Consider the following 24,517-nt stretch of genomic DNA (forward strand, 5'->3'; position numbering starts at 1 on the left):
TCAGGGGCGTCGCCGTCGTCACGCATCGGAGAATGCCGCGCCGTAGATGCCAGAGCAGAGAGCAGCAGTTCAGGCCTATCCCCACAACCAAACAATCGGAATACTGAGACTGTGAAAGAGCGGTCAGATCGAACGGTCGAGCGTCTCCAGAATTGGCTAAAGGCGTTGGCAGCTGTAGGCGCGGCCGTAAACCGAGGCGTCTCCCTCGACGAGTTGCTGAACATGGTGGCCAGAACATCCAGTGAACTGATGGGCTACGACTTTTGCTCGGTTACAGTCCCAGACCAATCCAACTCCGTGCTGCTGATCAAGGGTTCACATGGACTAACCGACGAATATATCCAGGACGTCAACGCCCTCCACCCGATCCGCTTGCGGGGTATGTCGTTGCCTTCACCATCCACTCAAGCCTTCACATTGGGCATCCCCGTAAGCGTCGAAGACACGGCGACGAACCCGTCGTTTGTTCCTTGGGCCGCGGCGGCACGTCACCAGGGTTTCACTTCCATGATTGCCGTACCTTTGAACGCCCCGGGCGGAACCCTCGGGACTCTGAACTGCTTCACTCGCCTTCCACACGCGTTCGAGAATGACGAAGTTTCGTTACTGACTGTTTTAGCCGATCAAGCTGCTGTCGCAATGAACACGGCTCAGCTCAGGGCGGATCAAGCACGCACAATTGCCGAGCAGAAGTCCCTCAATGAGTCGCTGGAGAAGCAATATGAGCTGCAACGCAAAGTGGCTGAGGTTCACAATCGCCTCACGTCGCTGACGCTAGAGGGAGGTGGCATTGCCGAAGTGGGCAATGCACTTGCCGAGCTGCTCGAACGGCCTGTGGTCATTCAGAGTGATCAGGGCAATGCGGTTTGCGGTTCTGAGTATGGAGCCGACGACTTCTTGGACGGAGTGGCTGGAGAAGCTGAGCAAGTCCAAGGCGAATCACCAAACAGCGACGCCATCAGCGGGCCGTCGGATATCCGGTTGCCGCTCCACAATGGGTCCACGGTTTCTGCCGTTCGAGCGCCAGTTGTCATCAAAGAAGAGGTTGTGGCCTGGATCTGGACAACTGGCCCATTGACCAAAATGGCGCCATTACACCGGCGCGCGATCGAGCACGCCGCAACCGTCATGGCGTTGGAATTCCTTTACACTCGCAGTGGGGCCGCATCGGTGTGGTACCGAACAGGGGAACTTCTCTCACACATAATCAGGGGCCCGCGCCCTTCCACGTCCGTTCTCCTCGCGGAGACCCAGCGACTGGGGTATGACCTGTTGCAACCTCATGCCTTGATTGCTGCCCCACACGATCAGGTTCCAGAGGACGAGGTTCTACGACGACTCGCTGGCAAGGTAAACCGTTGGAATCATGACAACGTGCCAAAGCCCCTGGTTGGTTTACATAAGGACTACGTCGTCGCCCTGTGGCCTTTGGGGAGGCGGCCCTTGGAATCCGTTCGCGACATCGCCGAACAGATCCGTCAGAGTCTGACGGAAGCCGAGACCAGCCAGCTTGTCGCGCTGACGGGCCCGGTGACTGATCCGAACGCGTACGAAGAAGCGTTTTCCATAGCCCGCGGCGCAGTCGAACTCGCCAGACTCAAGGGAACGCCGAGCCAGACCCTGCTTCTGACCGATCTCGGGATAGCGGGGCTCTTTCTGCAGACGCAGGACTCGGCGGGCCTCCGTTCGTTCTGCGACCGAATCCTGGGACCGTTGCATCGTTATGACGCAACCAATGGGGCAGCACTCCTGCAGACCCTGACCGTTCTGATGAACAACAACCTCGACGCTCAAATGACTGCCGAACACCTGACCGTAAACACGACCACGATCACTCAACGACGAAATCTCATAGAGCAACTGGTGGGATTGGACTTGTCGAACGTGACCGCGTTGACACAGGTTTCTGCGGCGCTCCAGCTTGAGGAAATCATTGCGGTAATCCCCTCCCCCGGACACGGGTAGGCTTCCGGCACCCAACTGTGGTTTTGCCTTACCGGATTTGGACAGCCGTGGACAGCTGAGGCAGTGCCCGCACGAGCGAAGCGAGTTCTGCGGTTTCCTCGGCCGTTGCCAACGCCTGTTCAAGCGCGATGTCGTGAGCGGGGCGGGCTGAAATGAGCAGCTCGCTCCCCTCGCTTGTGAGCTCGGTGTAGATACCGCGTCTGTCGTCTGAGCACAGAATCCGCTGAAGTAGCCCTCGGCCCTCCAGCCGATTCACGAGGCGCGTCGTTGCGCTGGGCGAGAGCGCAGTTGCCCGCGCCAATTGCTGCATTCTCATATGCCAGCCATCCTGCCTGGCAAGTGCGTCGAGAACCGTATATTCGACCACGGACAAGCCTGCCTCTGCCTGGAGTGCCTGCTCGAGTTCACCCTCAATGAGGCCGTGCAAAGCGGCCAGGGTTCGCCAACCTCGGGCCCGTACTTCCAGGGCGTCATCTTCGATGCTCACGGGACAACCTTTCGTTTGCGCCGTCCATGCGACGGCAAAAGTAGTTGCTTGCGCGCTGTATCTTCTTGTGCAAGGATATTAGCCAGCGCCTGCAACTAACAGCTTACGCGCACTATCCTCTTCCGTATAGTATTCTAGGAGATTCTTATGCCCATTGGGCTAATAGCCTTGGCCTTGGGAGGCTTTGGCATCGGGCTTACAGAGTTCGTCATCATGGGACTTCTACCCGAGGTCGCATCAGATTTCGCCGTGAGCGAGGCGACCGCGGGCTGGTTGATATCTGGATACGCCCTGGCCGTGGTGGTTGGGGCATTGCTGCTAACCCTGGCAATGTCACGCATCGACCGGAAGGCGGCCCTTGCCTTACTCCTCGGAGTCTTCGTCATAGGAAACGTCCTGTCGGCACTGGCCCCGGACTACTGGACCATGATGGCTGGACGGATCATTGCAGCCCTCGCGCACGGAGCCTTCTTTGGTATCGGATCGGTGGTAGCGGCGGGCATGGTGGACCGCACCAAGAAGGCCGCTGCCATTGCCATCATGTTCACCGGCCTGACCGCTGCCAACGTCCTGGGAGTGCCATTCGGCACCATGCTGGGACAAGCAGCGGGCTGGCGCTCCACTTTCTGGGCCATCAGCGTCATCGGCATTCTTGCCCTGATTGGAATCCTGACCCTGGTGCCGCGCACCACAAACATCGATTCCACTCCATCCTCAGGTCTTCGCGGCGAACTCAGCGCGTTCAAGTCGGGCCAGGTTTGGCTGTCCATCGCCGTCACCATCCTGGGATACGGCGGAATGTTCGGAGCCTTTACTTACATTGCCTTCACGCTGACCGAGATCTCGCACTTCCCAGCCGCAACCGTACCTTGGCTGCTGATCCTCTTCGGCGTTGGACTCTTCGTGGGTAACGCCCTTGGAGGAAAGGCCGCTGACCGCAACGTCGACCGGGCCTTGCTGGTTGTCCTGTCCGTGCTGCTGGTAGTTCTGGTGGTGTTCGCTTTGACCGCGGACAACCAGCCCCTCGCCATCATGTCATTGGTACTCATGGGCGGCTTCGGCTTTGCCACCGTCCCCGGGCTGCAGATGCGCGTCATGACGTATGCAAAGAGCGCCCCCACCTTAGCGTCCGGGGCCAACATCGGCGCATTCAACGTGGGCAACGCCCTGGGAGCCTGGCTAGGCGGCGTCACCATTACGGCAGGCCTGGGCTACACATCCCCCATTTGGGCAGGTGCTGCCATCACACTTCTTGGCCTCATCGTCATGGTGTTCGCTGCAACGGCCGCCCGTCGCGCCGCTCAGCGAATGACGCAGTCCGGCGATGAGCAGTCCATGGTGCAGCCAACATCCGAGAAGCAGTCCCTCGCAGGATCTCCGCTCTAGCCCCGCTCGAAAGACGGTCATGACCTTGGCAACAGCCCCGTTAACCTCTCCATCACCTGCCCTGGCGACCCTCCGTCGGAGCGGCTTGAGTATCGGCGTCGAGTTTCCCTTGGACAACGACTTTGCCCGGCAAAGCCGGGCAAAGTCCTCCACTCAGTTCGGCATTCCGGACCTGACCCACCATCGACGCCGGGCCGAACTGGCGGATCAGTTGGGCTTCAGGGCCCTCTGGCTTCGCGACGTCCCCCTTTGGGTTCCGGCTTTTGGTGACGCCGGCCAGGTGTTTGATCCGTTCCCCTATCTCGGGTATCTGGCCGGGGTAACAGATTCGATTCTGTTGGGAACGGCCGCAGTGGTCCTGCCGCTGCGGCATCCACTGCACGTGGCCAAGATGGCTGCCTCCATCGATCAGTTGTCTGGAGGCCGCCTTATACTCGGGGTTGCTTCGGGCGACCGGCCCATCGAATATCCAGCGTTCGACGCCGATTTCGAGTCCCGCGGGGAGCGGTTCCGTTCGTCAGTGGACACCATCCGGACGGCATGGCGGGACAGTTCGGATCCCGAAGATACCGTGAAGGTTCTGCCGCCGCCGGCCCAGAACCCAATCCCGCTGGTGGCAGTGGGACGCGCCCAACAAACCACTGACTGGATCGCCTCCACCATGGATGGCTACATGACCTACCACCGGCCCGGGGGGCTCATGAAACCAGTTGTGAACCGATGGAACCGTGCAGTCCCGGACGGGCAGGGCAAGCCCTTGCTGACAACCATGCTCGTCGACCTGGCCGAGGATCCCGGGGCGCCGCCCGAGCCGATCCGCTTCGGCGCCCGCTTAGGGCGCAATTCCCTTGTCCGCTACCTCGGAGAGCTGGAAGAGTCCGGCGTTGGCCATGTGGCATTGAACTTCCGGCCCAGCACGCGCCCCATTGAAGACGCCCTGGAAGAAGTGGCGAAACATGTCCTTCCAGCCTTCTCCTAAGGGAAGATCGAGTCGACATATCCGCCGTCGACCCTCAAGGCGCCTCCCGTGGTGGCAGAGGCCTGGGGCGAACTGAGGTAGACCACCATGTTGGCAATCTCCAGCGGGTCGATAAGCCGCCTGATCAGGGAGGCAGAACGCTCCGTAGACATGAATTTGCCCTCCGCCTCCTCCCACGGCATATCCGGGCCGAACTTCTCCCGGATGAAGCGGACTGCACCATCGGTCCTGGTTGGCCCGGCAATTACAGAGTTGACCGTGACGCCAGAGCCTGCGGCAACCTTGGCGTAGCCCCTGGCCGCAGCTACCAAGGCGGTCTTGGAAACGCCATAGTGCAGCATGTCGTGGGGGACAGCAATGGCCGCATCACTGGCAAGGTAAAGAACCCTTCCCCAATTTTGCTGAAGCATGGCTGGCAGGAGGGCCCGCGTCAGTCGAACAGCGGCGAGCAGGTTGACGTCGAGGTACTCCTGCCAGTCCTCGTCCGTAATGTCCAAGGCATCCTTCGACTCGTAGATACCGAGATTGTTGACCAGGATGTCAACCTGCCCTGCCTCGCTGACGAGTTCCGCAACCCCCCGCTTGGTGCCGAGGTCCGCCGCGACGGTCCTGGGCTTGCGCACATCAGCGAGTGCGGAAATGTCGGCAGCCGCACTGTCCAGTGAATCCTGGCTGCGACCACTGAGCACCACTGTCGCTCCCGACTTTGTCAGCTCCTTGGCAATGGCCAAGCCTATGCCTTGGGAAGAGCCAGTAACCAATGCTGTCTTACCGCTGAGATCAATCTTCATGGTGAACGAAATCCCTTCGAAACGACTGACGAGTAAAGTACTCTATTTTCTATGCTACGGACAAACTGTCTGCATTGCGATAATTATGCCCGGCCGTTTCTTGACTTTACGGCGCTTGGCTCGATGAAAGATGGAGTAGGACATGGATCAGAATCGATTCTTGGGAAAAACAGTCATGGTGACCGGGGCGGGGTCCGGGTTGGGTGCCGCCGTCTTCAAGAGGTTCCTCCTCGAAGGAGCAAACGTCATCGGAGTGGACCTTAGCGAAGATTCGATGGCACGGTTCCGTGACCGGAACTCCGTGTTGTCCGGCCAGATAACGCTCAAGGTCGCCGACGTGGGTGATCCCGATGCCATCGAGGCAATCATCAATGAAAGCGTGGAAGAACTAGGGGCGCTGGATGTCTTGGTTAACAACGCTGGAATCGCTCCGACCGGCCCCGCAGCAACTACATCGAACGAGCTGTGGCGGTCCGTCATGAAGGTCAACGTTGACGGTTTGTTCTACGCAACACGGGCGGCGCTTCCCCACCTGATCCAGTCCCAAGGCAACATCGTCAATACGGCAAGCGTCTCGGGCATCGGCGCGGATTACAACTACGCCGCCTACGACGCCTCGAAGGGTGCCGTCATCAACTTCACGCGCAGCGTTGCGGTGGACTACGCCCAACGGGGTGTGCGCTGCAATGCTGTGGCCCCAGGACCGGTCCTCACGCCCCTGCTGCAGAAGAACCTCGACTCCACCGCGGGGTTGAAGGAGGCGTTCGGACGCTCCATCCCCTTGGGCCGCATAGCGGCACCCGAGGAAATAGCACCGGCCTTTACCTTCCTGGCTTCGTCCGATGCCTCGTATATCAACGGACACATCCTTGCGGCAGATGGTGGTGTGACGGCCTGGAACGGCCAGCCCAATCCCAACGACCTTTAGAAGCGTTGCCGGCCCCCGGAATCGCCTGGTTTCTCCGGGACGGTTCCGGGCGGCCCCGGAAGCAGGCCTCCCAGCCCGCTGGGTGAGCGAACGAAAGCTCCCTGCACAATTCGCGCAGGGAGCTTCGCCGGTTAAGTGGGTGCATCAGGTCCGTTTGAGAGGGAGATTGCCGCGGTCGCTGATCACCGCCAGCACAATGACCACTCCAATCACCACAGGCTGGAGATTCGGGGACACGTTCAGGAGCGTGAGCCCGTTATTGAGTACTCCGATGATGAGCAGCCCTATGAACGTACTGAACATCGAACCAACACCGCCCGACAGGCTGGCCCCGCCGATGACTACCGCCGCGATCACGCTCAGGAGATCTGAAGCACTGCCCGCGGTTGGCTGCGCTGAATCCAGCCGGGCTCCCACCGCCAGTCCCGCCAAGGCGGCCAGGAAGCCGGCAATGACATAGACGCGCGCTTGGGCAAGCCTCACGCTGATGCCCGAAAGGCGGGCAACCTCTTCATTGCCACCAATGGCATACAGCTGCCTTCCGGAGGGCCTATACCGCAACCAAAGCGCTGCGAGGACAAAGACCAGCAGCATCAGATACACCTGCAGTGGTATTCCGAGCATGCGGGTCCGCGACAGGCCGAGGAACCAATCAGGGAAGCCGATAACAGGGTTTCCGTTGGTGATGTACAAAGCAAGCCCAGCCCCGGCGAACATGGTTGCCAGCGTGGCGATAAATGGCTGGACGTGCCCGAACGTCACCAAGAGTCCGTTCACCAGGCCAATGAAAGCCCCCAAAATGAGCCCGCAAACCATGGCGAGCCAAAACGGCAAGCCAATTTCCTTGTAAAGGAACGCGGTGGCCATGAACGACAATGCCATGGTGGAGCCCACGGAAAGGTCAATACCACCGAGGATGATGACCAAGGCAGCGCCTACTGCCATCATCCCGATGTATGAAACCTGGCTAAGGACGTTGATGAGGTTGTTAGGCGTCAGGAAGTAGGGCGAGAGCAGTGACATTGCAATGCAGATGACCACAAGCCCTACCACTGGCCCCGGAATATTTTTGGCGAGCTGTTTGATTCTCGTTTGCACTGACTCCTGGCCAATACCTGAGGCGGGATTCGCCCGGGCTCCTGGCTCGACTTTGGGGCCGACGGTGTTTGTAGAGGGCACAGTCTTATCTTTCTTTTGTGAAGGTTGTGGGTGCGCTAGGGCACTGAGAGTTCCATGACCCGGTCCGGGAGGGCTTCCTCGCGGTTGAGGATTCCGCGCTGCTGCCCTCCCGCCATGACGAGTACACGGTGCGAGAGGCCGAGAACCTCTTCGAGTTCGGAAGAGACAACAATGATGGCCACCCCGGAAGCGGCCAGCTTGCGGACAATTTCATAGATGGCGGCCTTTGCACCAACATCCACTCCACGCGTGGGCTCGTCGAGGATGAGGACCTTTGGTTTCCGGACCAGCCACTTCGCCAACAGGACTTTCTGCTGGTTTCCTCCAGAGAGAAAAAGGACAGGAATGTCCAGGTTCCCTCGGATATCCAACTCCTGGGCCTGCTCTCGCTCGACGCGCTTCACTGTCCTGTTGGACACGAATCCGCTGGGGGTCAGCGTTTTTTCCCACGGCAGGACCATGTTCTCTCCTCCGCTCCTGCCCAAGTTCAGCCCTTGGCCTTTGCGGTCCTCAGGAACCATGAAAATGCCTTGTCGAATGGCACTGGCAACGTTGCTGATCTTCACGGGCTTGCCGTCCACCGCGATGGTGCCCGCGTCGGCACGATCGGCACCGGCAAGGGTCCTGACAACTTCGGTGCGGCCTGCTCCTACAAGGCCGGACAGCCCAAGGATCTCCCCCTTGCGCACAGAGAAAGAGATATCGCTGAAGACTCCCTGACGAGCCAGGTTCTTGACCTCCAACACGACATCCGGCTCAGCCGGCTTCGGAGCTTCGTGCGCGTAAACGAACTCGCGGCCCACCATGGCGCGGATCATCTGGTCCTTGCTGACTTCGCCCGTCTCCCATGCCATAGCTCTGTGCCCATCACGGAGGCAAAGAATTTCGTCAGCAATAGCCGAAATTTCATCCAGGCGATGGCTGATGTAAATGACGCCCGCACCCCGGTCACGAAGTACCCGGATTTGATCGAGGACCTTCTCCGTTTCCTCCTGTCCCAAAGAAGCTGATGGTTCGTCGAAGATCACGTAGGACGGATCCCGCAGGATGGCTTTTGCGATCTCTATTTCCTGCTGCGCCGCCATGGAGAGTCCGGCAACTGCCCGACGCGGGTTGATCTTGGCTCCCAAAACGGCCAAGGCTGCCTCGGCTTGCTCAGCCATGGAAGTCGTGTCCACGCGGCCCCGTTTTTTCGGCCACCGCCCCAGAAACATGTTTTCGGCAACGCTTAGCCGCGGGACCATCTTGATTTCCTGGTGAATAATGGCCACCCCGCTGTTTAGCGCAGAAGCCGGGCCTGTAGGGGCGTAGGGAAGCCCATTCAGGAACATCTCTCCGGCATCTGGAGACTTGATGCCTGCCAGTATGGAGCTCAGGGTGGATTTACCTGCGCCATTTTCCCCGATGAATCCAAGAACCGTGCCTGCTCTCAGGGTGATGTCCACTCCATGCAGCACAGTGTTGCCGCCGTACTGTTTGGTGAGGCCAATGCCCTTGAGGGCGTTGGGCTCCTCGGTCAGCGATCCTCCGTTGAGAGGGGCCGGTCCCGTGCTCAGGATTGACATGATTTCCTTCTTAGTTTGGTGGAGTCCGGCCTGCCCGAGCTCCGGGCAGGCCGGACTTCTGCTATTTCGCGGGGCCGTAGTATCCGGCGGAACGGGCCTCTTCGAGGTTTTCCTTAGTGACCAGGACGGTGGGCTGCAACTGTTCCTTCTGAATGGACCCGGCCTCGCCGCTCATGGCTTTGATGGCAGTGCGGACGGCAAGCTCGCCCATTTGATACGGTTCCTGCGACATCGTGGCCAAAACCTGTCCGGACTCGATGGCGTCGTAAACCTGTGGGAAACCGTCCACGCTGACGATCTTGAGGTTGGAGCGGCCGGCTTGGGCTGCGGCCTTGGCAGCACCGAGGGCCATTCCATCGTTTTGCGCGAAGATTGCCTGCAGCTCCGGGTTGGCAGTCAGCACGTCCTGCGCCACGTTATAGGCCTTGTTCTCGTCCCAGTCAGCGTTGGTAGTGGAGACCACCTTGATATCCGGGTTCTTCTCCAAAATGCTTCCGCATCCCTTGGAACGCTCAATTTCCGTAGAAGACCCGAGAACACCCTTGATGATGGCGAGGTTACCCTTGCCGCCCATCTGCTTGGCCAGGTAGTCACACAACTCGGTGGACGCCTTAACGCTGTCGCTGCCAATGAACGTGGTCACATCGCCTTGAGGGCGCTGGTCGATGGCAATGACGGGGATATTGGCGCCCTTCGCCTCCGCCACTCCCGCTGCGCCGGCTGTTGCATCCTGCATGGCAAAGATGACTGCCCCGACTTGCTGTGTCACCAGGTTCTGCACCTGGTTGACCTGCTGCGACGAATTGCCATTCGCATTGAGGACCACGAGCTCGTAGCCCTCGTCAGCAGCGGCCTTCTTCATGCCGTCAACAGCTGCGACATAAAAGAGGGAATGAAATTCAGGCATCGAAACACCGATTGTCTTCTTGCCCGTCCCGCCTGCATTGGCGGCGTTGTCCGCGCTGCAACCAGTCAGAGCCAAAGCGGCTGTGGCAAGCATTGCCAAGGCGACGCCCAGGGGGCGGCGGGAACGCGGCTTCCTCTGCTGTCCAAGGTGGACTGGTTCTGTTTGGGTTGCGCGGCTTGATTCGTTCATCACGATGGGCCTTACCTCTCTGTAAGAAAATCTCGAACGGTGATGAGGGTTGGGGAGTGTGGCTCTTCGCAGTGTGGGTTGGTAGCGGGGTTTACCGCGGTGCCGGCCACTATGCCGGGAACCTGCGAAGTTATTTCCAGTCTGTGAGGACCGTCACGATAAGTCCAAGTCAAAGTTTCTTCGGACCTGATAACCCTGGGTTATCGACCCCGGGGCTAGAGGGGCTCACCAAGCGGTGAACCCTCCATCCACCACGAGGTCCGCGCCCGTGCAAAAGCTGGCGGCAGGAGACAGGAGAAACAGTGCTGGCCCTGCCATTTCGAACGGATCCGCGGGGCGCCCCAGCGGTGTGTTGCGGGTTACGGCCTCATCCAGAATGCTCGCCACTTCGGCGCGATCGTTCATAGGCGTTCGCGTAAAACCGGGAGAGATGGAGTTGACGCGTATGCCGTACTGCGCCCATTCGGTAGCCAGCGATTTCGACAGGTGCGCAACAGCGGCTTTGGAACTGTTGTAGTGCGACTGCAGCATCTCTCGATGGGAAACAATTCCGGAGATGGAAGCCAAATTGACGATTGCACCCCCTCCGTTCTCCCGCATAGCCCGCGCTTGCGCCTGGCAGCTAAGGAAGACCCCGGTGACATTCACTCGAAAGACGCGCTCGAACTGCTCAGCAGTCATATCCTCCGCTGGAACCGCATGGGCTATTCCCGCGGAATTCACTGCTGTAGTCAGGGGCCCCAATGAGCCCTCTGCCCGTCGCACGGCAGCCTCCATCTGCTCAGCGCTGGTCACGTCGGCCGCAATAAACTCAGCACTTCTTCCCTCTGCTTCGATTGCTTTTAGAGTTGCCGAAGCATCACTGGAAGGCAGGTCAACCAATGCCACATGACTGCCCATTTCGGCTAACGCTATGGCTATGGCACTACCTATGCCGGACGCCCCACCGGTCACCATCGCCACGCCGTCGTCGAGCCTGAACGAGAGTTTGCTCATCTCAACGTCCTCCTGCGTCGGCGATTGCCAACGGTTCGCAGGCAGAGGGCTGCTTTGGTAGCAGCGGAAGCGACGGTCTGGAGGTGGACTGGGCAGGCCTGTAGTGCGCAGGGCCTCCCAGCGTGGCTGCGATGCGGTCCAAGGCCCGCCGTGATGCATGGACCTGCGAAGACCTGACATCTTTGACGCCGTCCACCTGCATCAGGCGGGACCGGACGAGGCCGGCGAACGTCACCGAAATAGCAGGGCATGAGTGGCAGGCATTGTGGAAGTCAACGGTGACCACACCGTCGTCAACAGCTGCGATTGTCAGGTCGCCGGAGTGGCCCTTAAGCAGGGGCCGAATATAGGACAGTGCCTCTTGAAGGTCCTCTTCCAAAGGGCTCGCGTTCTGGGTGGTCGTCACAGCAACCCCAGTTCCTTCTTCTTGACCTCAAGATCGATCCCAAGTCCCCGGGCGAAGTTCAGGCCAAAGACCTGCTCTTTGATCTCAGGGGTCAGCTCCGGGTAGCCATATTTGTCCTGGAGTTCCTCAGGCATCTCAAGGTTGGCCCACGTGTCGATGTACGTCTGCATGTGAGGCCACAAGAACCCCTCTGATCCGTAGCAGAGCTTGTCCGCTCCGACGAACAGCAGAGTCTGGCCGAGGCGGTGCAGCATGGGATAGGGCTGGAGGTAGTACTGGTTATGCCACAGCGGAAGCATCAGGTAGATGTTGGGGAAGCGGGACGCGATGCTAACCAGTTCATCAACATAAGGATCGCCGAGGTGGTGGATGCCGAAGTTCAATTCCGGGAAATCATAGGCTGCCATTTGGATGTCGTTGGGACGGAACGCTTCCACTGGCTGCATGCCCAAGGGGTATCCCTTGTGAAACTGAACCATCTTGATTCCGAGCTCAATGGCTTTTTCCCACAGCGGGTAGGCGATCTCCTTGTCGTCTGCCCGCCAATGGTGGTTCTCGTCGTGGTATTGGTAGAACTTGAAGCTGACCGCTCCCCATTCCTTGACCTGCCGCTCCATCTCTTCCAACGCGAAGTCCAGGCCCTGCCACACCGGATCAACCCCGCCGGTGAAGTAGAACCGGGAAGGGTTCGAAGCAGCCAGCTGATAGTTCAATTCTGCCGGGCCCAAAGAGTTCTGCCACTGCCCAAAAAGCGGCACGGTGCACACCATTGCAATATCGGTGTCGGACTCTTCAAAAAGCGTCTTGTTGGCCCAGTCAACGTCCACTGGATCATAGAAGTCCGGCTTGTCGGCGGGGCCCTTGGTTGCCATGAGCCTGTTGAACTGTCCCTGGTTGGTGCGGTGGGCCCGGACCTGCCGGCCGTCCCCGCCGGGCCGTACCTGCCGATCGGTGAAGTCCTGCGTGTGAACCACGCAGTCGAAGACGAACATACCGTTTTTCATCGTTTTTCCTCCAAGGATTGATGCAGAGCTGCAGCAATGGCGGCACTCGGCACTCGGGCGGTTGAACTGCGGACGCCAAGCCGCTTTGCATGATCTGACGCCTCCAGCTTGTGGCGTGGCGCACAGGAAAGTCCAAGAGCTATTTCCAGCCGATCACATAACCTATGCTTATAGTGTGACTTTGAGGCAGATGGAGTATCTACTGGTAGTGGCCGAGGAGGGATCCTTCACGCGCGCCGCTGAAATCCTTCGCGTTTCCCAGCCGGGACTCAGTCAACAGATCCGTGCGCTTGAGCGTGCAGCAGGTGGGGAGCTCATAGAGCGAACTACGGGAACTGTGCGCCTGACCCCCGCCGGGCGGGCTTATGCCGAGCATGCCCGGATCGCGTTGAAGGCAGCCGAAGATGCGCGGAAGGCCGCCCGCGAGGTCCTCAGCGGAGAAGCGGGGGAACTGGTGATCGCCACCGTACTTTCCATCGCCGCCGGAATCCTTCCCCCGTCCCTGCTCCGTTGGCACACGGACAATCCCAAAATCCCGGTCACACTGTTGGAATACGCCCACAGGAGAACGCTGGAAGAGTCCGTGGCATCCGGTGCCGGCGATCTCGCCGTAGGGCCCACTCCCAAGCAGTGGGGTGGACCCGTCATCGATCTCGGACATGAAATTTTCGTGCTGTACCTGGCTCCGGATGACCCTATCCTGAAGAAAGTCCAGCCCTACGAAGGCGAGGTGCCCAAGGGTGCGCCGCAGTCGCGGGGAGTCCTTCCAGTGAGCGCACTCCATGCGCATTCGTGGATCACTTTCGAGGGCAACCATGGACTGGGCGAGTTCATCCGTGAATACATGCAATCCGCCAATGTGACTCCGGACTTCGTGTTCCACACAGGTCAAATAGACAGCGCTGTGAAACTGGCCGGTGCAGGGGCCGGGGTTGCCCTGCTCCCGGCAAATGCCCTGCCAATGGACGGTCCTGGTGTCGCTGTGGAGCCTTTTCCGGCGTTGACCCGCGATCTGGCTGTGTACAGCCGCACCAAGCTCTCACCCACGGCCAAAAGATACGTGGAACTTCTACAGAAACTTCCCGCCGTTCTTGAGCCTCCCGAAAGCCATCGCCGCAGGCAAAGCCACGATCAGCCATAACAAAAGCTCATGGCGGCCTAAACGGAGTTCTATTAGAGGCCCGGCATTTACCATGAAACGATGTTGGCGGGCGTACAGTGCGGGATCCGAAGCGTCTGGTAGACGTTCAGCCGAAAGGAACAAGAATGTCTGTACTCGTCACCGGCTCAACCGGATACGTCGGACTGGCCATTGCGTTGCGGCTCAAAGCGGCGGGCCACGAAACATTCGGGCTAACCGACACCGTGACAGGGACGAAAGTCTTGGAGTCCAGGGGCATAACTCCGATTCTGGCCACGCTTGAAGACGGAGAAACTATCCGGAACGTCACCCAGCTGGTTGATGCGGTGGTGGACGTCTCCGGTCACTTGCCAGCTGCCAAACTATTCCTTGCCACGTTGGAGGGGACCGGCAAACGATACATCCGAAACAGCACCGCCAGGGTGTACGTGGACGCCTCGCTCGGTTCACTAAGCAGGATTGTCCACAAAGAGGGAAAGGCCGTATCTCCCATTCGCGGACTGGCTGAAATTCTCGAAACGGATGCCCAGGTCCAGCAGGCTTCCGAAAGAGGCATTCACACCACCGTCTTACGTCCTTCCATTCCCTACGGAGAGGCCAGCGGGCCGGTGATCGGTGGGCTGATCAAGCGCGCCATCACCGCAGGGCGAAGCCTCTACGTTGGTCTTGGCGCCAACAGGCAATCACACGTGTACCTTGCGGATCTCGCGGAGTCATTTGCCTTGGCTATAGAGAAGGCGCCCTCAGGGAGTTTGTACAACATTGCTGCCGGCGAATCTTCCCTCGCTGACATTGCCCAGGACATCGCCGCAATTCTGGGGTACCCGGACGCACAGTCATGCACCATGGACGCTGCCTACGAGGCGTACGGCGTGAAATTCGTCGACGGCGTCCTGGCCGGCAACTGCCGTGTTGATGCAACCAAGGCCAGAATCGAGCTTGGATGGCAGCCCAAAGGTCCCGGCCTGCAGGACGAACTCCGCGAGGGATCATACGCCCTGATGTGGTCCTGAAATCCAGGCCAGCCGCCCAAAAGCGGCGAACCAAAGCCATAAGCAGCGCTTTGGTCCGGCATTGCATTCTGGTCTTGGACGCCCCGCCCGCCTTCGTGGAACCATTGAGACAAGCCCCATTCGAGGGCTTCAGGATTCTCCAACTCCCACTAACGCAAGAACTCACAGCCGACCCCTGACCCTCGAACCCGAGACCCGCCGCCACTTGGCAGCTAGGCTCGGTGTCCTCTGCGAACATCTGATTTGCACGAACAGAGGAAGGCAATTGGACCCATGAACAGAACATTCAGTGGCAAAACTGTCCTCATTACAGGTGCGAGCCAAGGAATCGGGCTCGCGGCCGCCGAACATTTCCTCAAGGAAGGAGCGAACGTTGTTGGAGTCAGCCGCGAACCTGCGGACATGGCAAGCACAACCAGCACGAATGCCGACCATTTCCTCCATATCTCCGCGGACCTATCCCTTCCCGGCACCCCTGGGACCGCAGTGCGGCAGGCCTTGCAACGCTTTGGCGGGATCGACGTCCTGGTCAACAACGCCGGGGCTGTAGCCGTCCGGAAGGGCTTCCTGGATGCCACCGATGAAATGTGGGAATCCACTATGGAGCTCAACTTCATGGGCTACGTGAGGATGAGCCGGGAGGTTCTTCCCCACATGCTTGAAGCCGGTTCCGGATCCATCATCCACGTTGGATCGGAAGCAGGACGAACCCCGTTGGTGGACGCTCCGGATTACAGCGTTTCAAAGGCAGCAATTTTGTCCTTGTCCAAGCTCCTGTCGCGGGAATTCGGGCCAAAAGGAATCCGGTCCAACGTTGTAGCTCCGGCGCATATCTACACACCAATGTGGGATCGGCCCGGAGGTTTCCTTGACTCCCAAGCCCGCAAATTCGATGTGCCACGGGAAGAAGCAATCCAGGCCTTCGTGGAAGATTCAGGACTCCCGGTAGGGAGACTGGGGACAGCCGACGACGTCGCACCGGTGATCCTCTTCCTCGCCTCACCGGCCGCAGGCTTTATCACCGGGGCCGAATACACCGTCAACGGAGGCGTCACGACGTTCGTGTGATCCTCCCTCGCCCCATATCGAGAGGACACTTCGTGACAACCCAGGAAAACCAAGCCATCCTTCCGCAGGGAAGCCGGCGGGCAGGGATCGTCGTAGCCCGGAATTTCAATGGCTGGTCCGCCGAAACCCTCAAGGACTTTCATGACAACGCCTACAACTACACGGTGGGACAGCGCATAGTCTCCGAAACGAAGGACGTGAGGGTGTGGGAGATCAGGCTGGATCCCGGTCACCGGCTCCCCGCCCACCGCCACGTCCTGGACTACTTTTGGACCGCTGTCAGCGCCGGACACAGCAGGCAGCACGAAGACGATGGAACCACCAGGGAAGTGGACTACGCAGTGGGTGATACCCGTCATTTTCAGTTCGGACCCGGCGAATACCTACTTCACGATCTGGAGAACATCGGCCAGTCCCAGCTGGTCTTCGTCACCGTTGAACACAAATCCAATACCGAACAACTGAAACAACAACAGAGATAGGGCGCAGGAAACACGATGTTCTACCAACTCGTCAGCTTCACCTTTCCCGAGGACATCACGAGTGAAGCACGGACCTCCTTTGAGGACGCTCTGCGAAGCCTTCCAGGAAAGATCCCGGAACTGGAAGACGTACGGGTCATCCGCGCATTCGACGATGTCAACGTCACCGGTTACGTGTCTGTCTTCGCTTCGGAAGAGGACTACCAACGGTACCTCGAACACCCCGATCACGCCCCGATCGGAGTCCTGGCCGAAAGCGTCTGCTCACGCATTCGACGCCTCCTCCTGGACGACGACCGTCCCAGCATCCTGGCCTCGGGCCAGCAGGATGAGCAGCTAAGCCAACTGGCCTGAAAAGTCCCACCAGAGAAACTACGCAAACATTAAGGAACCCCATGCATATCTTCGTCACTGGAGCCACTGGATACATCGGACAGGCCGTTTCCCAACGGCTGCTCCAAGCGGGCCACACGGTCAGCGGCCTCGTCCGGAGCGAAAGCGGCGCAAAGGCGCTGCGTGCCCGCGGGATCGCTCCTGTACTCGGAGGGCTCGACGATACTGCGGTCCTCCGGGAAGCAGCTTTGGCTGCAGATGCAGTTGTCGATACGGCAACGGCCGATCATGCTGAATCCACCCAGGTGTTCCTCTCGGCGTTGCAGGGAACCAACAAGAAATTCATCCGCACCAGCGGAACGGGTATCTACACGGACCTGGCACAGGGCGAGCTGAACCCGACAATCTACACCGAAGAGGTCCAGCATTCCCCTGCTGAGATTGTTGCCACGCGGTATGCCACGGACCTTGCCGTGATCGACGCCGCCAGCAGAGGCATTCACACCGTAGTCCTGCGTCCCTCCATGATCTTTGGCGATGGCGCCAGCGAACAGTTGCCATTGCTCATCCGCCAGGCCATCACATCCGGACGCAGCCTCTACGTAGGCCGGGGTGACAACCGTTGGTCCAATGTGTACATCGCTGACCTGGCTGAAGCCTACTTCCTGGCCTTGGACAAGGCTCCGGCCGGCAGCGCCTACAACCTGGCGGCCGGTGAAGCCCGCATGGGAGACATAGCCGAAACCATCGCCCGGCTGGTTGGGCTCCAGGCCGCCGAATCGTGCACGCCCGAGGTCGCGTACCAGGCATTGGGCCAGCGCTGGGTGGACGTGGCAATTTCCAGCAACAGCCGCGTTGACTCGGCGAAGGCTCGCACGGAGCTGGGTTGGAATCCCGTAGGACCTGACCTCCTGGACGATCTCGGATCCGGCTCATACAAGCGGATCTGGGCTTACAAGGGAGACCCGCACGATCACGTCCAAGCCGTGGCGATCGACGATGCGCTGGAAGGCGTCGACTCGCACTAAGGGCGGGGCCGCCGTCGAACGCTACAGCAACAACGCGCGCACGACGCGTGCATAACGGTTTGGGCCGGGCCTATGGCCCGGCCCAAACCATTTCAGATGAAAACAGCAGTGTGGAATGGAATGTGATGGAAGAAGTTCAGAACGTGAGCCAGGGCCAGGTCATGGTGGTTGGAGCGCACGGAGTCATAGGGCGGGCCGCGGCTTTGCACCTCGCGGACGCAGGGTGGGATGTGGTGACAGTTGCCAGGCGTGGACCCTTGGCGGAATTGAAAGAACGGAGCAACGTCCGGCACGTAAGCGTAGACCTCCTCGATCCGGAGTCAGTGAAGGAGCGTTTCGCATCCCTGACGGCAGTCACGCACGTGGTCTACGCCGCCTACCTGGACATGCCGATGCGGACAGCCGTGGCACCGAACACCGCCATGCTGGTGAACACACTGGATGCCCTACAGTCCCTGGGTGCCATCCTCACGAGAGTGGTCATGGTGGGAGGCGGAAAGTCCTATGGCGAACACCTCGGCCACTACAAGACACCCGCGAAGGAATCGGATCCGCGCTTCCTCGGACCCATTTTCTACAACAACCAGGAAGACGCCCTGAAACAGCGCGCTATCGACCGGCATTTCTCCTGGACAGTCCTGCGCCCCGATGGAGTGTTCGGCTTCAGCGCGGGATCTCCCATGAACATCGTTAACGGATTGGCCGTTTTCGCCGCAGTCAGCAAGGAACAGGGCGTGCCGTTACGATTCCCTGGCCTCCCGGGAACGTGGAACGCCCTGCATCAAGCCACAGACTCGGCGCTGCTGGCACGCGCCATTTCGTGGGCGCTGACCGCTGACAGCGCACATGCAGAGATCTTTAATGTCACCAACGGCGATAATTTCCGTTGGAGCCAGCTTTGGGCGGACCTGGCGGGCTTCTTCGATATGCCGACGGCGGAGCCCCAGCCGCTGCCGCTGGTTGAGCACATGGGCGATAAGGATGACCTCTGGCAAACCATGGTCAGCTCGCACGGACTCCTTCCAAGCTCTTGGGAGACCATTGCCTCGTGGCCATTTGTCGAGGGCTGGCTGGCATCCGACTTTGACATGGTTCAAAGCACCATCAAGATCCGGCAGGCCGGCTTCCACGACTGCATAGACACCCACCAGAGCCTCTTGAACCACTTGGGCTTCCTGCGCAGCAACCGCTACATCCCCTAGCCGCTATTCATTGGCAAAAGGGAAGCCAGGGCCCGTGGTTGCGAGGCTCGGGCCCTGGCGGTTTGTGGCCGGCAAGTCACAGCGGGCTTACCGGGAGAGCAGGTAGTCGGGGTCAGGTGCGGAAACGGAGATGCCCTCTGGAAAGAAAACGACTCTTGGGAGGATGGTGGTGGGTTCCTGGACGGCGAGCGCACCCCAGGCAACCGCTCGGGCAAGTGCCTCACGAACCACCTCACGTGTGTAGGGGGCAGCTGAGGCGTGAGGCAGCGCGCTGAGATATCCAGCCAAGGCAGCGTCACCCGCCCCGGTGGTGTTGAGGACTTTGGCGGAGGGTCCCCGTGCCCAGAGAACCTCGTGCTCGTTCACCTCAACGAGTCCGTCACTGCCCAAGCTGGCCAAGACTGTCCGGACTCCCCTTTTCCGGAGCAGGTTTGCGGCGTAGACAACATCCCGCATGGTCCTCAACTGGGTACCGGTGATATCAGCGAGTTCCTCTTTGTTTGGTTTCACGAGGTCCACCGGATTTGCTGGGGATGCCCAGGCCTTGAGAGCGTCGCCTGAGGTGTCCAGGCAGGTTGAGGCACCAGCCCGTCGTGCCGCCCTGAACAGATTCCCGGGATCGACTTCGCGGCCGGTGGAGATGTCCGCCGGGAGCGATCCTCCGAGGACGAGCCAATCCGCCTTGACCCGTTCGACTTCATGAAGCGTTGCCGTGCAGAGTTGCTGCCACTTTGCGGTGGACAGCGGTGCCGCACTCTCATTGAAGTTCGTGGTGGCACCATCTGTGTCCACAATAATGGCGTTCACCCGTGTGGGTGCAGTGACCTCCACGGTTTTGAAGACCTTCTTGCGAACGCTTTCGCTCCCCTCGGCCAGTTCGAGGTCCTCGGCGTTGATGGGTACCACGGCAGTGGCAACATTCCCGGCGAGGCTGAGGGCGCGAGCAACATTGATTCCCTTGCCTGCGAGGTACGTTTCCACCCTGGTGGCTCTGTTGACGTGGCCCTCGACCATTCGGTCAAGGAAGTAAACCCTGTCTATCGCCGGGGCGGGAGTGAGGGTGACGATACGCGACACAGATGCCGGCGTGGCCTGATTCACTGTGCCACGGGGGCTCAGGGTCTGGAGTGGCTTGGACATGGTGGCCTTCATTCACTTCCGCGTGTTCAGGCTGGCCTTGATCTGCTGGGCCACCTTGGCCGGAGACAACCCGTACTTATCCAAAAGGAAATCGTTGGGTGCAGACTCGGACCACCTATCCGCGAGTCCGATCCGGGACACGTGCGCGGGTTCTTGTGAGCCGGCAGTAAGCTCGCAAACGAGTCCGCCAAGTCCACCCAGCACGCTGTGCTCTTCCACCGTGACAATCAGCTGTGCTCCGCGGAGTTCATGCAGCAACTCTTGCTCATCCAGGGGCTTCAACATCGGGACGTGGACGTGCTTCGCCCGAATGCCTTCCAGCTCAAGGGAATCCAAGGCTTCCGCGACCCTTGAGGTTTGCACCCCCGTAGAAACAACAGTGAGATCGGAGCCGTCCCGCAGGACCACAGGCTTCTGCGGGGTAAAGACGTAGTCTTCTTCAAAGACGGCCTGAACGGCGTCCCGCGCGAAGCGAATGTAAACGGGTCCGTCGTGCTCCGCTACCCACTTGATCGCTGCGCGAGCTTCCACTGCGTCTGCGGGAGCGATGACGGTCATGTTGGGCATGGCTCGCATAATGGCAAAGTCTTCGATGTCTTGGTGTGTTTTGCCGCTGGAACCGTTCAACAAGCCGGCGTAGGCCGCAGCAATACGGACCGGGGCCTTGGTTTGTGAAACCAGCATTCTCACTTGGTCAAGGGCCCGGTGGGTGAAAAAGACGCCGAACGAGGACAACCAAGGTCGGTATCCCAAGGTGCTCAGGCCGAAAGCCATGCCAACAATGTTCTGCTCGGCAATACCTACTTGAATGAACCTGTCGGGGTGGGACTCAGCCAGGATATCTGCCCTGGTTGACGTCGCAAGATCGCCATCCAACACGAGGATCCGCTCATCCAGATCCGAGAGTTCAGATAATGTCTCACCCCAAACCTGACGCTGCGCTTTGGTGCTCACTTGGCTGCCTCCATGTTCTGACCGAGTTCTTCGCGGGCGATCCGCAGTTGTTCTTCAGTGGCTATACCGTTGTGCCACTTGTAGGTTCCTTGGGTAAATGAGACGCCGAACCCTTTGGTGGTGTTCGAAATTATCGCTGTCGGTTTGCCAGAGACTCCGCGAAACGACTGCGCAAAAGTGAGGGCGTCGGAAATCTCTCTCAGGTCGTGCCCATTGATGCTGATCGTGTTCCATCCAAAGCCGGTGAACACGGCCTCCAGGTCCACGTGCCCCACGGGTTCGCTGCGGTCGAACCGGTCCCCCGGACCAGCTGGCCAGCCATATTGCTGGAGTCCGTTGACGTCCACGATCGCGGTGAGATTGTCCAGCCCGAACCTTGGCGCGGAGAGGACCGTCTCCCACACCATGCCTTCTTCGATCTCGCCGTCGCCCAGCATGACCCAGGTATGGAAGTCCTTTCCCAGCTTTTTAGCTCCGAGAGCCATACCCGCACCGCTGGAGAGACCTTGGCCCAATGATCCGGTGGACGCATCCACTCCGGGGGTCAAGAGCATGTCCGGGTGGCCTTGAAGCCTGGAGTTTCCGTGATCAAAGCTGGCCAGCTCGTCCACCGGAAAGTACCCGCGCAGGGCAAGCACGCTGTAGAGGCCGATGGCGCAGTGGCCTTTCGACAGGATGAATCGGTCCCGGTCCGGGTCTTGGGGGTTGTGTGGATCTATTCGCAGATGCCTGAAGTAGAGGGAGACAAGCACGTCCATGGCGGACAAGGGTCCACCGATGTGGCCGGCTCGGCTGGATGCAACGGTGTCAATGACCCGCCACCGGGCTTCCTGGATGATGCCGCTCAATTCAAGGTCCGTGAGGACCTCAGTTTTCGTGTTCATGGATAAACCTCTCTCAACGAAGTATGAATTCAATTTACCGTCAAGTGGACATCTTGTCTATGGCATGAGAATTCGGAATGGAGGGGATGCGAGCACGAGCACAGCCCTGCTGGTGGATGCCAGGCCTACCGGAACTTGCCTCGTTGGGCGCCTTGTTCCACCCCGCCAATTTCGTCCAGCGAAGAAAGCAACCTGTATAGCGAACCCATAGGCTCCCCTGTCGCCTCAGGCGGCTGCCCGACAGTGCTCACGCGAAGCGGCGAGTGCTCGGCGAGTGCTCTAAGAACAGCAGCCGACTTGGTCAACGGACCTTTCCTCCGACGGAAGCCTCCGCATTCTCAGTCATATGGCAAGAAAACTATTTTTCCCACATTGCAGACATGTTGTCCACCAAGCGATAGAATTGGGATCACATCACATAGCAAGGAGAACAAGATGACTTTTGCCCTGAGTGAGAGCGAGCTGCGTGAGAGCGAGCTGCTCGCCTCAGTACCCACCGGCCTTCTGATTGGCGGCGAATGGCGTCAGGCCGCCTCCGGAGCGACATTCGACGTTGAAGATCCCGCCACTGGCAAGGTCTTGGTAAGCATCGCTGACGCTGCCGCCGAAGACAGCTTGGCCGCCCTCGATGCAGCCGCTGCCGCCCAGGAGACATGGGGGGCCGTGGCACCGAGGGAACGCGGTGAAATCCTGCGCCGCGCGTTCGAGCTGGTCACAGAGCGAGCCGACGACTTTGCCTTGCTGATGACGCTCGAGATGGGCAAACCGCTGGCCGAAGCCAAGGGCGAAGTCGCCTATGGGGCCGAGTTCTTGCGCTGGTTTTCAGAAGAGGCAGTCCGGACATGGGGCCGTTATTCGGTGTCTCCCGATGGGAAGTCACGGCTTCTGGTTCAAAAGAAGCCGGTGGGTCCCTGCCTTCTGATTACTCCGTGGAATTTTCCGCTGGCGATGGCCACGAGGAAGATCGCCCCCGCCGTGGCCGCAGGGTGCACCATGGTGCTCAAGCCCGCCAGATTGACTCCCCTTACGTCCCAGCTATTCGCTCAGGTCCTGCAGGAGGCCGGCCTTCCCGCCGGGGTTCTCAACGTGGTCCCATCCACGAGGGCTGGCGCCACCACCGGGCCACTGATCAAAGACTCCAGGTTGCGGAAACTTTCCTTCACCGGCTCAACCGAAGTCGGCAGGCGTTTGCTTTCCGATGCCTCGGAGACAGTGCTGCGCACCTCGATGGAATTGGGTGGAAATGCGCCGTTCGTTGTCTTCGGCGATGCGGATATTGATGCCGCGGTAGACGGCGCCATGCTTGCGAAGCTGCGCAACATGGGCGAAGCCTGCACCGCAGCGAACAGGTTCATCGTCCAGGACTCAATTGCTGACGAGTTCACGGAGAAGTTTGCCGCACGCATGGCCTCGCTGAATACCGCCCGAGGTACGGAGCCCGACTCGCAGATCGGACCCATGATCGATGCCAAGAGCAGGGACAAAATTCACTCACTGGTGACGGACGCGGTAACCGCCGGCGCCACTGTAATAACGGGTGGGACCCCCGTTGATGGGCCAGGTTACTTCTACCCGCCAACTATTCTCACGGGAGTCACCGAAGGATCGCCCATTCTTTCCGAGGAAATATTCGGCCCTATCGCACCTATCGTGATTTTCTCAACGGAGGAAGAAGCGGTCCGGCTGGCCAACAACACGGAGTACGGGCTTGCTGCCTACGTTTTCACCAGGGACCTGAACCGTGGGCTGAGGGTGAGCGAGAAGCTTGATACCGGAATGCTGGGCTTGAATGCAGGCATCATCTCCAACGCAGCAGCACCCTTTGGCGGAGTGAAACAATCCGGGCTCGGCCGCGAAGGTGGACTCGAGGGCATTGAAGAATACCTTTCCACCCAGTACGTCGGCATAGCCGTTCCGGCTGAGGCTTAGGAAGTCCGATAGTGGCACGACTGCGGTCCGTGGATGCGCTGCCGGGCGACCATGGGCCGCGGTCACGTCCGATCTGATGCGATGAGATGGGCAAAGAGCGACCGGGACGGCAGAGAGTGGGAAGCTGAGGAGTTTGACCGTCAGGAACCGGAGTTACAACAGAATCTGCGACCCTCGTTGATTTGTCTCGGATGCGGCGCCCCGGCATCATTTCAGTCCTCTTCGGCCAGGCGGAGACCTACGTTCGGGGCACGCCACCGACCAGGTTGCGTCGTCTGCACCCCAGGGTGGGGAGTTTTTAGATACCTGACCTGAAATTCGCCAGCGCGGTTCGGCGCTCACCATTGAAGCAGGTCCTGCCACATAACCTTCCGACAAGAAAGACCCCAGCATGCAAGAAGCACACGGGAAGCGAAATTCAGTGAGTGTAATTGCCGATAGTCGTGAGGAACGTGACGACCGACTTGAGGCAGCCGTCGCATCATTGCGCGACGTGGCCACAGAACTCCGCATGGGGATCTTGGTGACGCGGGAGCTGGACGAATCCGTAGGCATGTGATG

General features: G+C 59.6%; 25 protein-coding genes. 13 read left to right on the plus strand and 12 right to left on the minus strand.

The window, feature by feature from the left end; translation table 11 throughout:
* The first annotated feature begins 111 nt into the window (after nucleotides 1–111).
* Nucleotides 112–1,965, plus strand: coding sequence for a GAF domain-containing protein (locus tag J3A64_RS13835; RefSeq protein WP_083773621.1), 1,854 nt, complete (start codon nucleotides 112–114; stop codon nucleotides 1,963–1,965).
* 28 nt (nucleotides 1,966–1,993) lie between these two features.
* On the opposite strand, the gene J3A64_RS13840 is transcribed toward J3A64_RS13835, so the two are convergent.
* Nucleotides 1,994–2,452: a MarR family winged helix-turn-helix transcriptional regulator gene (locus J3A64_RS13840; protein WP_011773623.1), complete on the minus strand. Its 459-nt coding sequence runs from the start codon at nucleotides 2,450–2,452 to the stop codon at nucleotides 1,994–1,996.
* Nucleotides 2,453–2,599: 147 nt separating this feature from the next.
* Here J3A64_RS13840 and J3A64_RS13845 point away from each other — a divergent pair, with 147 nt between their 5' ends.
* Nucleotides 2,600–3,838 carry an MFS transporter gene (locus tag J3A64_RS13845; RefSeq protein ID WP_210064542.1) on the plus strand — a complete coding sequence of 413 codons (1,239 nt, stop codon included), beginning with the start codon at nucleotides 2,600–2,602 and terminating at the stop codon, nucleotides 3,836–3,838.
* Nucleotides 3,839–3,857: 19 nt separating this feature from the next.
* Nucleotides 3,858–4,817, plus strand: a complete 960-nt coding sequence (locus J3A64_RS13850) for an LLM class oxidoreductase (protein WP_210064543.1) — start codon at nucleotides 3,858–3,860, stop codon at nucleotides 4,815–4,817.
* Here J3A64_RS13850 and J3A64_RS13855 read toward each other — a convergent pair.
* Nucleotides 4,814–5,608 carry an SDR family NAD(P)-dependent oxidoreductase gene (locus J3A64_RS13855; protein ID WP_210064544.1) on the minus strand — a complete coding sequence of 265 codons (795 nt, stop codon included), beginning with the start codon at nucleotides 5,606–5,608 and terminating at the stop codon, nucleotides 4,814–4,816. The two genes, J3A64_RS13850 and J3A64_RS13855, sit on opposite strands and share 4 nt — an antisense overlap.
* A 142-nt stretch (nucleotides 5,609–5,750) precedes the next feature.
* Here J3A64_RS13855 and J3A64_RS13860 point away from each other — a divergent pair, with 142 nt between their 5' ends.
* Nucleotides 5,751–6,536 carry an SDR family NAD(P)-dependent oxidoreductase gene (locus J3A64_RS13860; RefSeq protein ID WP_011773619.1) on the plus strand — a complete coding sequence of 262 codons (786 nt, stop codon included), beginning with the start codon at nucleotides 5,751–5,753 and terminating at the stop codon, nucleotides 6,534–6,536.
* A gap of 144 nt (nucleotides 6,537–6,680) precedes the next feature.
* Here J3A64_RS13860 and J3A64_RS13865 read toward each other — a convergent pair whose 3' ends face one another.
* From J3A64_RS13865 to J3A64_RS13890, 6 genes are all read right to left on the minus strand, one after another.
* Entirely contained in the window at nucleotides 6,681–7,715 is a 1,035-nt protein-coding gene (locus J3A64_RS13865) for an ABC transporter permease (RefSeq protein ID WP_210064545.1), read from the minus strand.
* A 35-nt stretch (nucleotides 7,716–7,750) separates the two neighbouring features.
* Nucleotides 7,751–9,280, minus strand: coding sequence for a sugar ABC transporter ATP-binding protein (locus J3A64_RS13870; RefSeq protein WP_011773617.1), 1,530 nt, complete (start codon nucleotides 9,278–9,280; stop codon nucleotides 7,751–7,753).
* A gap of 61 nt (nucleotides 9,281–9,341) precedes the next feature.
* Nucleotides 9,342–10,376, minus strand: coding sequence for a substrate-binding domain-containing protein (locus tag J3A64_RS13875; protein WP_014920828.1), 1,035 nt, complete (start codon nucleotides 10,374–10,376; stop codon nucleotides 9,342–9,344).
* Between the two features lie 225 nt (nucleotides 10,377–10,601).
* On the minus strand, nucleotides 10,602–11,372 hold the full coding sequence (locus J3A64_RS13880; RefSeq protein ID WP_011773615.1) for an SDR family oxidoreductase: 771 nt from the start codon (nucleotides 11,370–11,372) through the stop codon (nucleotides 10,602–10,604).
* Between the two features lies 1 nt (nucleotide 11,373).
* Complete coding sequence (locus tag J3A64_RS13885) at nucleotides 11,374–11,778, minus strand: NifU family protein (RefSeq protein ID WP_210064546.1); 405 nt, start codon at nucleotides 11,776–11,778, stop codon at nucleotides 11,374–11,376.
* Nucleotides 11,775–12,782 carry an amidohydrolase family protein gene (locus tag J3A64_RS13890; RefSeq protein ID WP_011773613.1) on the minus strand — a complete coding sequence of 336 codons (1,008 nt, stop codon included), beginning with the start codon at nucleotides 12,780–12,782 and terminating at the stop codon, nucleotides 11,775–11,777. Before J3A64_RS13890 ends, J3A64_RS13885 begins: the two co-directional genes overlap by 4 nt.
* Before the next feature lie 175 nt (nucleotides 12,783–12,957).
* On the opposite strand from J3A64_RS13890, the gene J3A64_RS13895 reads away from it, so the two are divergent.
* The 7 genes from J3A64_RS13895 (at nucleotide 12,958) to J3A64_RS13925 (ending at nucleotide 19,049) form a co-directional block, all read left to right on the plus strand.
* Nucleotides 12,958–13,923 carry a LysR family transcriptional regulator gene (locus J3A64_RS13895; protein WP_286140256.1) on the plus strand — a complete coding sequence of 322 codons (966 nt, stop codon included), beginning with the start codon at nucleotides 12,958–12,960 and terminating at the stop codon, nucleotides 13,921–13,923.
* A 125-nt stretch (nucleotides 13,924–14,048) separates the two neighbouring features.
* A complete protein-coding gene (locus tag J3A64_RS13900) occupies nucleotides 14,049–14,936 on the plus strand; it encodes an NAD-dependent epimerase/dehydratase family protein (RefSeq protein WP_011773611.1) in 888 nt (295 codons plus the stop codon).
* A gap of 273 nt (nucleotides 14,937–15,209) precedes the next feature.
* The gene (locus tag J3A64_RS13905; RefSeq protein WP_011773610.1) at nucleotides 15,210–16,004 is read left to right on the plus strand and encodes an SDR family NAD(P)-dependent oxidoreductase; all 795 of its coding nucleotides are present in this window, start codon (nucleotides 15,210–15,212) and stop codon (nucleotides 16,002–16,004) included.
* A 32-nt stretch (nucleotides 16,005–16,036) separates the two neighbouring features.
* Nucleotides 16,037–16,486, plus strand: a complete 450-nt coding sequence (locus J3A64_RS13910) for a hypothetical protein (protein ID WP_286176321.1) — start codon at nucleotides 16,037–16,039, stop codon at nucleotides 16,484–16,486.
* A gap of 15 nt (nucleotides 16,487–16,501) precedes the next feature.
* Nucleotides 16,502–16,840: a Dabb family protein gene (locus tag J3A64_RS13915; protein WP_011773608.1), complete on the plus strand. Its 339-nt coding sequence runs from the start codon at nucleotides 16,502–16,504 to the stop codon at nucleotides 16,838–16,840.
* Between the two features lie 41 nt (nucleotides 16,841–16,881).
* Nucleotides 16,882–17,847, plus strand: coding sequence for an NAD-dependent epimerase/dehydratase family protein (locus tag J3A64_RS13920; RefSeq protein WP_210064548.1), 966 nt, complete (start codon nucleotides 16,882–16,884; stop codon nucleotides 17,845–17,847).
* A 125-nt stretch (nucleotides 17,848–17,972) separates the two neighbouring features.
* Nucleotides 17,973–19,049, plus strand: a complete 1,077-nt coding sequence (locus J3A64_RS13925; protein ID WP_210064549.1) for an SDR family oxidoreductase — start codon at nucleotides 17,973–17,975, stop codon at nucleotides 19,047–19,049.
* 87 nt (nucleotides 19,050–19,136) lie between these two features.
* On the opposite strand, the gene J3A64_RS13930 is transcribed toward J3A64_RS13925, so the two are convergent.
* The 4 genes from J3A64_RS13930 to J3A64_RS24130 form a co-directional block, all read right to left on the minus strand.
* The gene (locus tag J3A64_RS13930; protein ID WP_286176322.1) at nucleotides 19,137–20,189 is read right to left on the minus strand and encodes a 1-phosphofructokinase family hexose kinase; all 1,053 of its coding nucleotides are present in this window, start codon (nucleotides 20,187–20,189) and stop codon (nucleotides 19,137–19,139) included.
* Nucleotides 20,190–20,201: 12 nt separating this feature from the next.
* Complete coding sequence (locus J3A64_RS23980) at nucleotides 20,202–21,143, minus strand: transketolase family protein (protein ID WP_210064551.1); 942 nt, start codon at nucleotides 21,141–21,143, stop codon at nucleotides 20,202–20,204.
* Nucleotides 21,140–22,027, minus strand: a complete 888-nt coding sequence (locus tag J3A64_RS13940) for a transketolase (RefSeq protein ID WP_210064552.1) — start codon at nucleotides 22,025–22,027, stop codon at nucleotides 21,140–21,142. The genes J3A64_RS23980 and J3A64_RS13940 overlap by 4 nt, the downstream gene beginning before the upstream one ends.
* A 125-nt stretch (nucleotides 22,028–22,152) precedes the next feature.
* Nucleotides 22,153–22,278, minus strand: coding sequence for a hypothetical protein (locus J3A64_RS24130; RefSeq protein WP_374100562.1), 126 nt, complete (start codon nucleotides 22,276–22,278; stop codon nucleotides 22,153–22,155).
* A 184-nt stretch (nucleotides 22,279–22,462) separates the two neighbouring features.
* Here J3A64_RS24130 and J3A64_RS13950 point away from each other — a divergent pair, with 184 nt between their 5' ends.
* Entirely contained in the window at nucleotides 22,463–23,956 is a 1,494-nt protein-coding gene (locus tag J3A64_RS13950) for an NAD-dependent succinate-semialdehyde dehydrogenase (RefSeq protein ID WP_011773602.1), read from the plus strand.
* Nucleotides 23,957–24,377: 421 nt separating this feature from the next.
* Nucleotides 24,378–24,515, plus strand: coding sequence for a hypothetical protein (locus tag J3A64_RS13955; protein ID WP_210064554.1), 138 nt, complete (start codon nucleotides 24,378–24,380; stop codon nucleotides 24,513–24,515).
* Nucleotides 24,516–24,517: the final 2 nt, after the last annotated feature.

It is taken from the genome of Pseudarthrobacter sp. PvP004 (assembly GCF_017876035.1).
In the GTDB taxonomy this organism is placed as follows: domain Bacteria; phylum Actinomycetota; class Actinomycetes; order Actinomycetales; family Micrococcaceae; genus Arthrobacter; species Arthrobacter aurescens_A.